9 protein-coding genes are annotated in these 12,680 nt (G+C 69.8%); 5 read left to right on the top strand and 4 right to left on the bottom strand.

Going from position 1 to position 12,680, the window contains the following annotated elements:
* Positions 1 to 154: 154 nt before the first annotated feature.
* Both LZ199_RS44250 and LZ199_RS44245 read left to right on the top strand, forming a co-directional pair.
* Positions 155 to 640, top strand: a complete 486-nt coding sequence (locus tag LZ199_RS44250; RefSeq protein ID WP_253999869.1) for a metallophosphoesterase family protein — start codon at positions 155 to 157, stop codon at positions 638 to 640.
* Positions 640 to 1,236 carry a hypothetical protein gene (locus tag LZ199_RS44245; RefSeq protein WP_253999868.1) on the top strand — a complete coding sequence of 199 codons (597 nt, stop codon included), beginning with the start codon at positions 640 to 642 and terminating at the stop codon, positions 1,234 to 1,236. Before LZ199_RS44250 ends, LZ199_RS44245 begins: the two co-directional genes overlap by 1 nt.
* Before the next feature lie 7 nt (positions 1,237 to 1,243).
* Here LZ199_RS44245 and LZ199_RS44240 read toward each other — a convergent pair whose 3' ends face one another.
* Positions 1,244 to 3,160 carry a sulfatase-like hydrolase/transferase gene (locus tag LZ199_RS44240; protein WP_253999867.1) on the bottom strand — a complete coding sequence of 639 codons (1,917 nt, stop codon included), beginning with the start codon at positions 3,158 to 3,160 and terminating at the stop codon, positions 1,244 to 1,246.
* A 167-nt stretch (positions 3,161 to 3,327) separates the two neighbouring features.
* On the opposite strand from LZ199_RS44240, the gene LZ199_RS44235 reads away from it, so the two are divergent.
* Positions 3,328 to 4,236 carry a LysR family transcriptional regulator gene (locus tag LZ199_RS44235; protein WP_253999866.1) on the top strand — a complete coding sequence of 303 codons (909 nt, stop codon included), beginning with the start codon at positions 3,328 to 3,330 and terminating at the stop codon, positions 4,234 to 4,236.
* A 106-nt stretch (positions 4,237 to 4,342) separates the two neighbouring features.
* Positions 4,343 to 5,914, top strand: a complete 1,572-nt coding sequence (locus LZ199_RS44230) for an aromatic amino acid hydroxylase (RefSeq protein WP_253999865.1) — start codon at positions 4,343 to 4,345, stop codon at positions 5,912 to 5,914.
* Between the two features lie 278 nt (positions 5,915 to 6,192).
* Here the strand turns inward: LZ199_RS44230 and mrpC are convergent, their stop codons facing one another.
* From mrpC to LZ199_RS44215, 3 genes are all read right to left on the bottom strand, one after another.
* Positions 6,193 to 6,939, bottom strand: coding sequence for a Crp/Fnr family transcriptional regulator MrpC (gene mrpC, locus LZ199_RS44225; protein ID WP_163861913.1), 747 nt, complete (start codon positions 6,937 to 6,939; stop codon positions 6,193 to 6,195).
* 264 nt (positions 6,940 to 7,203) lie between these two features.
* A complete protein-coding gene (locus tag LZ199_RS44220; RefSeq protein WP_253999871.1) occupies positions 7,204 to 8,655 on the bottom strand; it encodes a sigma-54-dependent transcriptional regulator in 1,452 nt (483 codons plus the stop codon).
* Positions 8,656 to 8,668: 13 nt separating this feature from the next.
* On the bottom strand, positions 8,669 to 9,643 hold the full coding sequence (locus LZ199_RS44215; protein WP_253999864.1) for a sensor histidine kinase: 975 nt from the start codon (positions 9,641 to 9,643) through the stop codon (positions 8,669 to 8,671).
* Between the two features lie 78 nt (positions 9,644 to 9,721).
* Between LZ199_RS44215 and LZ199_RS44210 the strand changes: the two genes are divergently transcribed.
* Complete coding sequence (locus LZ199_RS44210; protein ID WP_253999863.1) at positions 9,722 to 12,559, top strand: fused MFS/spermidine synthase; 2,838 nt, start codon at positions 9,722 to 9,724, stop codon at positions 12,557 to 12,559.
* The last annotated feature ends 121 nt before the right edge of the window (positions 12,560 to 12,680 follow it).

The raw sequence follows: 12,680 nt of genomic DNA, 5'->3' as shown, positions 1-12,680 counted from the left end.
ACTCCGCCAGCGGGCGAACGGCGAAGTGTCTCTGCGTGCCGAGGCGCGCGCGCCGCTTCGCTGAACCTCGCTTCGCCCTTCCACGAACATCCTCGCCGCACCAGACGGGGCGCGGCGAGGAGTTACGTTCAGCTCGGCCCAGGAGTACGACTGGGTGGCGGGGCTGCTCGAGGACGCGGAGGTGCCGGCGCTGGCCGTCATCGGCAACCATGACCTGCTCGGCAAGGGGAGGGAGCTCTACCTCCATCACTTCGGCCCGACGTTCCTGAGCTTCGAGTACGGAGGGAGCCGCTTCGTCCTCTTCGACTCCAACTCCCGGGAGTACGGCTTCCCGGGCAACGTGCCGGACCTGGAGCAGCTGCGCTCGGCGCTCGGCGAGGTGCCAGGGGGCGGGCATCTGTTCACCTTCTCCCATGTGCCGCCCGGCCATCCGGACTTCGATGCGTCGCTGACGGAGCCGCTGGAGCAGCTCCAGGCGGAGCGCGGGGTCGCCATCTCCTTTCATGGCCACACCCATCGCTTCAGCACCGACGCGCGGCGGGGCGTGCGCTACTTCTGCACCGACTCGCTCGAAATCCACAGCTACCTGGTGGTCACCGTCGAGGGCGACTCGGTGGATGTCGAGCAGGTGTTCTTCTGATGGCGCGTCCCTGGCTCGTGGGAGGACTGCTGGCGTCGTTGCTCTTCACGGGGCGCCCCGCGCGAGCGGAGTCACCGGAGCAGGCGGCGTCGCCGTGGTACGTGCCGGACCACGCGGCGCTCCAGTTCGCCGGCTCCATTGGCATGCTGGCGGCGGGGCCGGGGTGGGCCTTCCTGGACGAGCAACTGGAGCTGGAGGTGCTGGTGGGCTGGGCACCTCGGGCAGTGGTGGGCGCGGACTTCGTCACCCTCACGCTCAAGGGCCAGTGGCACCCGTTCCACGTCACTCATCGCGAGTGGAGCTTCCGTCCGTTCACCGTGGGCGCGGCCTTCAGCTACACCTTCGGCGACGACTACTACCTGACGCTGCCGGACCGCTACGTCTCCGGCTACTACTGGTTCAAGACGGCGCTGAGGCCCGCGCTACTGCTCGGTGGGAGCGCGGGCCGGCCCATGCCGTCGCTGGGGCTGCGGCACCTGGAGGGCTACTACGAGCTGGTGGCCACGGACTTTCGCATCGTCCAGTTCCTCCAGAACCCGAGCACCGTGAAGACGGGCCTGTTCACGCTCGCGCTCGGGGCGCGGATCCGCTTCTGAGTGGAGGTCAGCGCGGAGGTTCGGTCGCCGTCGCGGGGCGGGTGGAGGGCTCGGCCTCGCCCTGCGCGCCACCGCCCCGGAGCCGTCGGAGGATGCGGGGGGCCTCGGCGGCGAAGCGCTCCCGTGCGTCTGGCAGCGGGCGGTCCCACAAGTCGCTGAGCTCCGTGCCGGGGAGCCCCGCGCCGAAGCGCACCTTCAAGTCCCGGCCGATGAGCGCATAGCGAGCCTCCCAGCCGATGGTGGTGAGCAGGTAGCGCCGGGGGTCTGGCCGGCTCATTGGAATGCCGTCACCCAGTTGCTCGGGTGAATGGGTGTCACCCAGCAAATCGAACAGGGTGGGCACCAGGTCGATGTGGCCGGTGACGGCGTCGACCTGTCCGGTGGGGAGCCGCTCGTCGAACACGAGCATGGGGACGTGGAGCTGCAGCTCGGTGACGTCGCTGGCGTGGCCGACTCGGCCGTGCTCGCGGAACTCCTCGCCGTGGTCTCCGGTGAAGACCACCAGGGGACGCGTTCCACGCACGGCCTCCCACTGGCTCAGGAGCTCCTCCACCTTGGTGTCCACCTCGTAGGCGGAGTTCCAGGCGCGGGCCTTGAGGTGCTCGGCGGGGACGCGCGCGGTGGCAAGGCCCCCCTTGCCGTCCCAGGCGGGGGTGAACACCGCCGAGCGCTCCGGGTAGTCGTAGTCGAAGTGCGTGCCCGCGAAGAACACGAAGGTGAACAGCGGCGTGTCCCGGGGCGTCTTGCGCGCCAGGTCCAGCGCGTCCTTCACCATGGCGATGTCCCGCAGGTGGCTGCGCCCTTCGTAGTCCGTGCGCAGGCCGCCCTGCACGTCGCGGAACACGGTGTCCTTCAGGCCCATCCAGTCCACCGAGGACGCGGCGAAGAAGGCCTGGCGGTAGCCATTCTCCCGGAGCGCGGGGAAGAGCAGCGGCGCGCGCCCCGCGCCCACCACCGCGTCGCGACGCTGCGCCTCCAGTCCGAAGAAGAGGCTGAAGAGGGAGTAGTCGGTGGAGCTGGCCGCGCTGTGGTGGTGCAGGAAGCGCGTGCCGTGCTCCGCCCTGCGCCACAGGTGGGGCATGACGTCCGGACGGAAGAAGTCGTCGCGCAGGCTCTCCACCAGGATGAGGACGATGTCGGGCCGGCGCGTGAAGCGCACCGACGCGGGGTCGATGGTCGACGCGGGGACTCCGGCCTCGGGGCTCACGCCCAGCCGCAGCCCGGACGCGGGAGGCCGGTTCGTCAGCCGCGCGAGCAGCGTGTTCATCCTCACGGGAGGCTGCAAGGGCAGGGTGGTGGCCGCGTGCAGCACGGCGCCCCCGTGGGCGAAGACGAGCCACGCGCTCGTCAGGCGCTCCACCCCGGCGACCACGACGAGGATGGCGAGGAGCCGCGCCAGGTGACGCGGACGGGGGATGCGCCGCAGGAAGTGGACGCCCGCCCAGGCATCCAGCGCGAGCACGCCCAGCGTCGCCGTGCCCAGGAGCGCCAGTTCATGCGGCGCGAGCCCCGTCTCCGCGAGCGCGCGCGGTTGCAGCGCCACCGCGAGCACCAGCCCGTTGATGTGGAAGCCCAGCGACGACAGCACCAGCGCATCCACGCCGAGCAGCGCCACGCCCAGCGCCACGACGATGGGCAGGGCCAGCGCATACCGCCGCCCGAGCAAGCCCAGGGGCAGGGTGGCCACGAAGGTGAGCAGCCCCAGGAACAGCGCCTGGATGACGCCGCCCACCAGCAACACGGGCCGCAAGGTGCTGGCCAGCCGCCCCACGGAGTCGAGCAGGGGCGCCCCGAAGAAGAGCAGCGCGAGCAACCCGTGCAGCGTGCACCAGAGCAGCGCGGGGCCCAGGAGCGGCACGGCCTCGGCCCACCGCTGGCGGAGCCTCTCTGCGGGAGTGACGGTGGCGGGAGGCATCCGAGACATCGCGCCCCCTGCTAGCCCGCCGCAGACGGATGTTCAAGGAAGACAGGACCGCCCGGCCGCCCCCTCGCAGTGGAGGCACTCCGGTGCGACGCGCGTCACGCGAGTCGTCGGGTGGGTCTTTTCTCATGCCTCGTGTCCGGTGGCTCGCCGGTGCCAGGATGGGGTGCATGCCGCCACGCAAGCTCGTGCGACACCTCGTCTGGCTGGAGTCCTTCACCGCGGCCGTGGAGGCGGGCAGCATCGAAGCCGCCGCGGAGCACCTGGGCGTGGCGCGCTCCGTGGTGAGCGAGCACATCCGCGCGCTGGAGATGGCGCTGGCCGAAGGCGCCACGCTGTTGGAGCGTGGCCCCGGCCGACGCCTCCAGCTCACCGCCCGGGGGGAGCGCCTCTTCGCCGGCACGCAGACGCCCCTGCACCAACTCGACATGAAGCGCCTGCGAGACCTCGCCAGCGCGGAGCCCGTGGTGCGCCTGGGCCTCAACCCCACCCTGTCCCTCTCCCTGCTGGGCAAGGTCGCCCGAGACGCGGCGGCCACCGGCCTCAAGCTGGTGCTCAGCTTCGGCGGACCGCACGAGCTGACCCGACAGGTGCAGACGCGCCAGCTGGACCTCGCGTTGGACTTCACCCCGCTGCCGCCGCACGAGGGCGTGGAGTCGGAGTCCCTGCTGCGGATGTCCTTCGTCGTGCTCGCCGGGCCGGACAGCGCCCTGGCGAGCACGGCCTCGTCCCGACGGGCGCTGCACGTGAAAGATTTGGACGGACAGCCCTTCGTGGACTGGCTGCGAGACGACCCCTATGGCGGCGCGAACAGCGCGCGCTTCACGGCGCACGGCGTCAGGGTCGCGGAGGTGGCCCGCGTGGAGAGCTTCCTGCTGCTCTACGAACTGCTGCGCGCCTTCAAGGCCTGCGCGATTACGCCGGACCTGCGCCCCATGCACCCGTTTCCCCCCGACATCCACGCCTGGCCCTTGAAGGAAGACGAGCCCCAGGCCGTGGAAGTCGTGGCCCTCTGGCCCTCCGGCTCCCTCAGTCCGGGCGCCGCCACCGTCCTGGACGGGCTGCGTCAACGCGTGTGAGTCCTCGTCGTTAAATCGACGAAGACGTCGGATTCTGCCGGTTTTCCGGCGCTGAACCCGTCTGTATCCTCTCCTGACTGAAAGATTCGACCAGGAGTGCCCGGATATGACGCCAACGGAACTGACGATATCCCGCCTGCCGCCGCATCTGCGGCGCTACGTGGTGAGCCAGGACTACGACGCGTATACGCCGAGAGACCACGCCGTCTGGCGCCACATCCTGGGCAAGCTGCGCGGTCATCTCTCGCAGCGGGCGCACTCCGTCTATCTGGAGGGGCTGGCGGCGACGGGCATCAACCTTGAGTCCATCCCCAGCCTGGACGAGATGAACGAGCGGCTGTCGCGACTGGGCTGGGCGTGCGTGGGCGTGCGCGGCTTCATCCCGCCGGCGGTCTTCACGGAGCTGCAGTCCCTGGGCGTGCTGGCCATCGCCTCGGACATCCGCACGCACGAGCACATCGAGTACACGCCCGCGCCGGACATCGTCCATGAGAGCGCGGGCCACGCGCCCATCATCGCCAACCGGCGGTACGCGGAGTACCTGAAGGCGTGCGGCCTGGTGGGCTTCAAGTCCATCGCGAGCGCGGAGGACCAGGCCGTCTTCAACGCCATCCGCAACCTGTCGGTGGTGAAGGAGGACCCGGACGCGAGCGCGGACGAAGTCGCCCACGCGGAGGCGCGGCTGGAGGCGGCGAGCGCCAGCCGTCGGTACGTGAGCGAGAGCACGCGGGCCACGCGGCTGTACTGGTGGACGGCGGAGTACGGCCTCGTCGGGGGCCTGGAGTCGCCGCGCATCTACGGCGCGGGGCTGCTGTCGAGCATCGGCGAGGCGGCGCAGTGCCTGACGCCGACCGTGCGCAAGCTGCCGCTCAGCGTGGCGTGCGCGGACACGGACTTCGATATCACCCGGATGCAGCCGCAGCTCTTCGTGGCGCGGGACTTCGAGCACCTGTTCGAAGTGCTGTCCGAGTTCGAGTCCACGCTGGCGTGGAAGCGCGGCGGCGACTTCGGGCTGGAGGTGGCCCGTCAGGCGCGCACGGTGAATCACCTGGTGCTGGCGGATGGCCGCGAGGTGACGGGCCGCGTGCTGGACACGGTGGCCGCGCCCGCCGAGGTGGCCCCGGGACTCACCACCGCGCTGGTGCGGCTGGAGGGTCCGGTCCTCACCTCGCTCGGTGGCAAGGGGGATGGAAGTCGGCCATGGAACGGTCCGGCGCTGGTGGCCTTCGGTGCGGGGCACCTCCCGGAGCGAGGAACGTTCAAGCTGTCGTTGGCCAGCGGACTGGAGCTGGAGGGCTTCTCCGCGGGCGGCGGCGAGGTGCTGGCGCTGCGGGCTCGACTCGCGGGCCGCGCGCTGGACGTGCCCGCGGTGGCGAGGCTCTTCGTCACCACGCACCTGCCCTCGGTGGCCGGTGGGCCGGCGGACCCGGCGACGTGGGACAGGTGGTTCGGCGAGCTGGAGGCCTTCGCGGAAGGTGATGGCGAGTCGAAGGCCCGGGAGCGCAAGGCGCTGGCCCTGCACCCGTCGCTCGCGGCGCTCTACCGGGAGGTGCGCACCCTGCGCGACTCCGGGCAGGCGAAGCCGGAGCGGCTGGGGCAGATCGCCGCCGCCGCGACGGACTTCCAGGACGACTGGCTGCTGCGCACCGAGGTCGAGGAACTCAAGGCCCGGGCCTGAAGTCGCCCGCAGCGGATCTACGTTTCGTCGAATGTCACGTCGGGAGGCGGGGCGGCTTCCAACCGCCGCGCCCGAGACCCGTCCCGCGTCCTGCTTCGAGGGCTCGAAGGCGGGCGCACGGCACCTGAGTCGCGTGGCTCGGAGGAGAGGCGCGTGCCTTGCTCGTGGCGGCTGCCGTCCCCCGCAAAACGACGCGGGCCCGGCCACGTGGACATCCCGTGGTCAGGCCCGTCGTTGACGTCAGGTCTTCCGCGATGCCTCGCGGGGGACTGTCGTGCTCACTTCTCCTTGGAGGCAATCTTCCGCAGCGCCTTCTGGTCTCTCACGCAGAGGATGCGGCCGACATTGCCGAGCACGCCCTCGCGCTTCATCTCGTTGATGAGCGTGGACACGAACGAGCGCGACGCGCCCACCAGGTCCGCCAGGTCCTGCTGCGTGATTCCGCGCAGGTCCGTCTCACCGCCGTGGGGGCAGCGCTCACCGTGCGCCTCCACCAGCGTCAGCAGGGTGTCCGCCAGCCGCGCGGGCACTTCCTTGAAGGTCAGCCCCAGCACGCGCTTGCGCAGGGCACGCACGCGCTCGGCGTAGGCGCGCACCACGTCCACCGCCAGCGCCGGCCGGGCCTCGAGCTGCGCGCGGAAGTCGCGGCCCTCGATGCTCCACACCTCGGCCTCGCCCGCGGCGATGGCCATCTCTTCAATCGGCGTCCCCTCGGGGCGGAACAGCTCGCCGAACAAGTCACCGGGGCGGAGGATGGACACCACCGAGCGGGTGCCATTCTTGCCGATGCGCATCAGCCGCACGCGGCCGGACTTGAGCAGATAGACGCGGTCCGTGCTGTCGCCAGGGCGGTAGATGGTCGAGTTGTGCGGGAAGGACTCGACCTTGAAGTAGCCCTTGAAGTCGATCGCCTCCTGGCCCGGAACGAGCTTGTTCGCGGTGACCATCATCCCGGAGCTGGTTGCCTGGAGCGGCGCCACGACGTTGGAACCGATAGGGCCGAGGGGGCGATTGAAACCGTGCATGGCATTCACTCCGTGGAAAGCAATCGGGGGTAGGACCGGCCGCCTGCTTCAGCGGCAACGGGACTTACCTTTTCCAAGGAACGTGCCAGCCGGGAATGAAGTGCTCCGGAAGGAACACATCCAGGAATGCCGGGTACTTAGCGCTAGAGGCCCGTAGCACCCACCCCTCTGTGTCCAAAACCTGAAACAAAACGTTCAAACAGTCTGATCATGTTGAACGAAACGTTCAAAGGGCAGGGGCCATTGTCGCGACCCGGACAGTGTTCACGGGTCGTCCTTCACGGTGAACCCGTGCCCCAAAGGGTTCTGTCCCTGTGAAAGATTGTACTTCTGCAGTTTGCGCTCGAGGGTGGGGCGACTGATTCCAAGAATCTGGCAGGTGCGACCCTTGTGCCCCTTTGTGACGGCCATGGCACGGGCGATGAGCAGCCGCTCGGCCTCGTCGAGCGTGGGGATGAGGCTGGCGTCATCCACCGCGGGGGCGGTGAACATGATGGTGTTGTTGGCGAGGCGGGCCGACTCCGGGGAGGGCGGGATGTCCAGCGTGGGCAGGTCGTCGCCGCGCAACACATCGCCCGGCGCGAGCACCACGGCGCGGGTGAGCACGTTCTCCAGCTCGCGCACGTTGCCCCGCCAGGGCAGGCGCGTCAGGCGCTCCATGATTTCGATGGGCACGCGGGTGACGCGCTTGTGCACCTTCTCGTTGATGCGCTCCAGCAGGTGCTTGACGAGCAGGGGGATGTCCTCGCGCCGCTCGCGCAGCGGGGGAATCAGGAGCGTAATCACCTTGAGGCGCTGGTAGAGGTCCTCGCGGAAGCGGACGTGCTCCACCTCTTCGGAGAGGTTGCGGTGGGTGGCGGCGATGACGCGGGCGCGCAGTTTGATTCGCTTGACGCCGCCCACGCGCTCGAACTCGCGCTCCTGGAGCACGCGCAGGAGCTTCGCCTGGAGCATCATCGACATGTCGCCAATCTCGTCGAGGAAGACGGTGCCGTCCTCGGCCAGCTCGAACTTGCCGGGCTTGCCGGCCGTCGCGCCGGTGAAGGCGCCCTTCTCGTGGCCGAACAGCTCGCTCTCCAGCAGCGTGTCGACGATGGCGGAGCAGTTGATGCCGATGAAGGGCCGGGGCTCGTCGTACGAGTAGTTGTGGATGACGCGGGCGATGAGCTCCTTGCCGGTGCCGCTCTCGCCCGTAATCAGCACGGTGGCGTGGCTGCCCGTCACCTTGCCAATCTCCTTCACCAGCTGCTGCATGGACGGGCTGGTGCCGACGATGTCGCCCAGGCGCACCGCGGCATTCTCCCGGTTCACCTCGTCCGCGCGGCGCGACAGCTGGCGGTACTCCAGGGCGCGCTCGACGACGAGGTCCAGCGCGGCCGGGTCGGCGAAGGGCTTGTGGATGTAGTCGAAGGCCCCCGCCTTCATCGCCCGGATGGTGGTCTCCATGTCGTGGTAGGCGGTGACGAGGATGATGCGTGCGTCGCCGCACAGTCCCTTCATCTCCTCGATGATTTCCAGGCCGGTGCGGTCCGGCAGCATCATGTCGAGGATGACCACGCTGGGCATGGAGTCCTGCGCGGCGCGCAGACCCGCGGCGGCGCTGGTGGCCGTGGCCACCTGGTAGCGCGGCTGGCCGTCGTGCTCTATCTCCTCGAAGTGCATCTTCAGCGTCTCGAGGAGAGACACGTCGTCATCGACGATGAGAAGGGTCTCCATCATGGCTTCCTTCTCAGGTGGCGAATGTGAGCGTGAAGACCATGCCGGGCTCGGCGCTGCCTTCGGCGGCGACGTCCCCTCCTTGTCCCATCATCACCCGCCGCAGCGCCGCGAGTGACAGCCCCGCGCCGCGCGCCAGCCTCGAGCCGAAGGGCTCGAAGAGGGTGCCGTTCTCTTCCGGGGGAAGGGCGGCGGCCGGGTCCTTGAGTACCATCAGCACGCGGCCCGGCGGGCCCCGGCGGAGGGTCACCTCCACCGGACTGTCCTCGGGCCGACCCATGGCCACGTTGAGCAGCACCTGGGCCAGCACGGGGCGCAGGCGGTTGGGGTCCACGCGCACGCGCGGCAGCTCCGGCTCCTCGTCCACGCGCACTTCGATTCGCCGCTCGGCCAGCTCCGGCGCCACCATGCTCGTGGCCTCCTGAATCACCGAGCGCAGCGCGTGCGCGTCGATGTTGGGCGTGGTGTCGCGGCCATACTCGGACAACAGCCACAGCATGCGCTCCATGGTGCGAATCTCGCGGTTGGCGATGGTCAGCCGCCGCCTGTCCCGGTCCGACAGGCCGGTGTTCCGGGCCAGCGTCTGCACCGCCATCTTCACGGAGGACAGGGGGTTGCGAATCTCGTGGCTGAGCGAGCTGGACAGCCGGGAGATCTGCACCGGCGGGGCTCCCTCCAAGAGGACGTTGAGGTCCTGGACGCAGGTGCTGGCCTCGCCCTCGTCCATGCCGAGCGCCAGTCGCAACGGCGTGGCGTCCTCGCTCCCCAACGCCGAGGAGATGAACTCCACGGCGCGGCGGTCCTCGCGAGCCAGTGCATCCAGCTCACGGGCCCGCTCGGCGGAGATGCCGAGGGCCTGATGGAGAGGTCTGTCGAGCAGCTCCTCCGCGGGGCGGTGGAGCACGACGGCGCAGTCTCCCTGCGCGCGGGTTACCCGCAGGCCAGGAGACCAGGCGAGCAATGCGGCTTGCAGGAGGTGGGCGTTCATTGGTGGGTCCCGAACATAACGAGTAAGGTTCCGCGCTGTCCCCTTATGTCCCTCATCGCGCGTTTCCCGAAGAACCTTGTGGCCGTCCTCCTCTTCCTTTCAGGAGGTACGGCGCTGGTCTACGAGTTGGTCTGGTCCAAGTATCTCGGGAACGTCCTGGGCAACAGTGGGCAGGCGCATGCCGTGGTGCTCGCCACCTTCATGGGCGGCCTGGCGCTCGGCGCATCTGTCTTCGGGCGGACAGCGGACCGGGTGAAGAGCCCGCTGGCCTTGTACGGCGTGCTGGAGTTGGGCGTGGCGCTGTACGCGCTGGCCTTCCCGTACGTGCTGGACGCCCTGGGGGCCCTGTGGCTGGCGGTGGCGCCCGGCGTGCCGGATGGGTGGCGCGTGGGGCCCCGGCTGCTGGTGGCCGCGGTGTCGCTGGTGGTGCCCACGCTCCTGATGGGCGGCACGCTGCCGGCGCTGGTGCGGCACTTCGCGGACAGCCTGTCCGGAGTGCAGCGGGAGCTGGCGCGGCTGTACGCCGTCAACAGCCTGGGCGCGGCGCTGGGCGTCTTCATCGCGGGCACGAAGCTGGTGCCGGTGCTGGGCCTGTCCGCCTCGGCGAAGCTGGCGGCGGGGCTGAACCTGCTTCTGGCCGTGGCGGCGCTCCTGCTCGCGCGCAGGCATCCTCCCGCGCTGGCGCCGGGACAGGCCGCGCCGGTGTCGGAGGGCGCGGCGAACCTGGCCTATCCCCGGGTGGCGGTGCGCGCGGCGCTGGTGGGCGTGGCGCTGTCGGGCTTCACGTCCATGCTGTACCAGGTGACCTGGATTCGCCTCCTGTCCATCGTCCTGGGCGCGTCCACGTACGCCTTCACGCTCATCCTCACCGCGTTCATCCTGGGCATCGGCCTGGGCAGCTTCTGGCTGATGACGCGCGCGCAGAAGTCGGACTCGCTGAAGCTGTACGCGCAGATGCAGGTGGCGCTGGTGGCCAGCCTCTGCGTGGCCCTGCCGCTCTACGTGCGGCTGCCGCACCTGTTCCGCTCGGCGCAGTGGATGATGACGCGCTCGGTGGACACCTGGCCCTTGTTCCAGTTGTTGACGTTTGGCTTCTGCTGCCTCGTCCTGCTGGTGCCCACCTTCTTCATGGGCGCGGCCTTCCCCGCTGCGGCGCGCGTGGCCACGGCGAAGGTGTCCGAAGTCGGACGGGAGTTGGGCGGCGTCTACCTCTGGAACACGGTGGGCACGATTACCGGCTCCGCGCTGGGCGGACTGGTGCTGATGCCGTGGTGGGGCATGGAGGGCAACTTCGTGGCGGGCGTGGTGGCGAACCTCGCCGCCGCCGCGCTGGCCTTCCACGCGCTGCCGAATCGTCCCGCCAGCCCCGTGCGCGCGCTGTGGCCGGTGGGCGCCGCGGCCCTCCTGGCGGCGGTGGTCCTTGGCGGGATGAGCGGCTGGTCCGTCCGGCTGTCGGGCATCGCCTCCATCCGCTCCCACCAGAAGCCGCCGGAGAGCTACGCGAAGCTGGTGGAGGAGACGGAGAAGAACATCCACCCCATCTTCTACCGGGACGACACCTTCGCCACGGTGATGGTGGCCGACTACCCGCAGGACCACCTGCGCTTCATGAAGCTCAACGGGAAGATTGACGCCTCCAACGGCAGTGACGTGGAGACGCAGGTGATTGCCGGCCACCTGGGCGCGCTGCTGCACCCGCGCGAGCCGAAGAACGTGCTCCTCGTCGGCGCGGGCGCGGCGATTACCGCGGGCAGCGTGCTGGCGCACCCGGTGGAGCGCCTGGACATGGTGGAGATTGCGCCTGCCGTCATCGACGCGGCGCGCCTGTTCAAGGATGACAACCGCAACGCGGTGGACGACCCGCGCACGCGCGTGCACATCGACGACGCGAAGACGTTCATGGCGCTGGCCGACCGCAAGTACGACCTGGTGGTGAGCGTGCCCTCCAACCCGTGGGTGGCGGGCGTGTCCGGCCTCTTCACGCGGGACTTCTTCCAGACGGTGGACCGGCACCTCGCGGACGACGGCGTGCTGGTGCAGTGGATTCACACCTACGAGAGCAACGACGAGCTCATCCGGCTGGTGGTCCGCACGCTGCGCGACACCTTCCCGCATGCGACGACGTGGCTGGGGCCGCATGACCTGGTGCTGGTGGCCAGTCGCAAGCCGCTGGCCTTCGACGCGGAGCGCCTGGCCCAGCGGATGGCGGTGCCGGACGTGCGCGCGGACATGGCGCGCGTGGGCCTGACGGATGTCTTCGCGCTCCTGTCCAAGCAGGTGCACAGCGAGGACGGGCAGCTCGCCTTCGCGGGCCCGGGCCCCATCAACACGGACGACCACAACCTGCTGGAGTACGCATCTCCCATCGCCTTCTTCGTGGCGAACATCGACGTGCGCGTGAAGGACGAGCGCCGCTCTCCGGAAGGGGGCTCGCGCCTGTTCCTGGAGGACTACCTGCGAACGCACCCGCCCACGGCCGAGGAGGCCGCGCGGCTGTACCGCAACATGGAGCGCTACCACGCGGCGAATGATCCACTGGTGCGCGGCGTGGCCACGCTGTGGCGCTCGGTGGACCCCGACAACCGCGAGGCGACGGTGGCGCTGGGCAAGGCCGCCCTGGCCCAGAAGGATTTGACGCTGGCCGCGCAGCTCCTGGAGCCGGAGGTGGCCAAGGGCGGGCGGGAGCCGGGGCTCATCGCCGCGTACCTGAAGCTCGTCGCCGAGCGGGCCTGGGCGACGCGGACGGTGTGGACCCCGGTGGACGCCGTCCCCGCGCTGGCCCTGGGCCGCCAGGTGGCCGCCGAGTTCCCGGCCGACGCGGAACTCGCACGGGCCGTGCGCAACCTGTGCGATGCTCTCCCCGCCTCGGCGTGCGCCCCCCCGAAAACCCCCGTCGCGGCCCCGGTTGGCCCCTGAGCGGCCTTCCAAACGCTGAGAAAAAGGCCTATCCGCCGGGAATTACAGGGGATTGGCCCCATCCTCCCGATGACGGATGGAGGTGCAGGTGGGATCTCCCGTACTGTGCCTTTCAACCCCG

This window comes from Myxococcus qinghaiensis, from assembly GCF_024198215.1.
GTDB classification, from domain to species: Bacteria; Myxococcota; Myxococcia; order Myxococcales; family Myxococcaceae; genus Myxococcus; species Myxococcus qinghaiensis.
Note: the sequence above shows the minus strand (reverse complement) of the source record. Positions and strands in the feature narration are given on the sequence as shown.

Bases quoted from the DNA above. Each gene is read 5' to 3' on its own strand.
- LZ199_RS44230 (WP_253999865.1), top strand. From the start codon at position 4,343: ATGACGCCAACGGAACTGACGATATCCCGCCTGCCGCCGCATCTGCGG.
- LZ199_RS44245 (WP_253999868.1), top strand. From the start codon at position 640: ATGGCGCGTCCCTGGCTCGTGGGAGGACTGCTGGCGTCGTTGCTCTTC.
- LZ199_RS44235 (WP_253999866.1), top strand. From the start codon at position 3,328: ATGCCGCCACGCAAGCTCGTGCGACACCTCGTCTGGCTGGAGTCCTTC.
- LZ199_RS44220 (WP_253999871.1), bottom strand. From the start codon at position 8,655: ATGGAGACCCTTCTCATCGTCGATGACGACGTGTCTCTCCTCGAGACG.
- LZ199_RS44240 (WP_253999867.1), bottom strand. From the start codon at position 3,160: ATGTCTCGGATGCCTCCCGCCACCGTCACTCCCGCAGAGAGGCTCCGC.
- LZ199_RS44215 (WP_253999864.1), bottom strand. From the start codon at position 9,643: ATGAACGCCCACCTCCTGCAAGCCGCATTGCTCGCCTGGTCTCCTGGC.
- mrpC (WP_163861913.1), bottom strand. From the start codon at position 6,939: ATGCACGGTTTCAATCGCCCCCTCGGCCCTATCGGTTCCAACGTCGTG.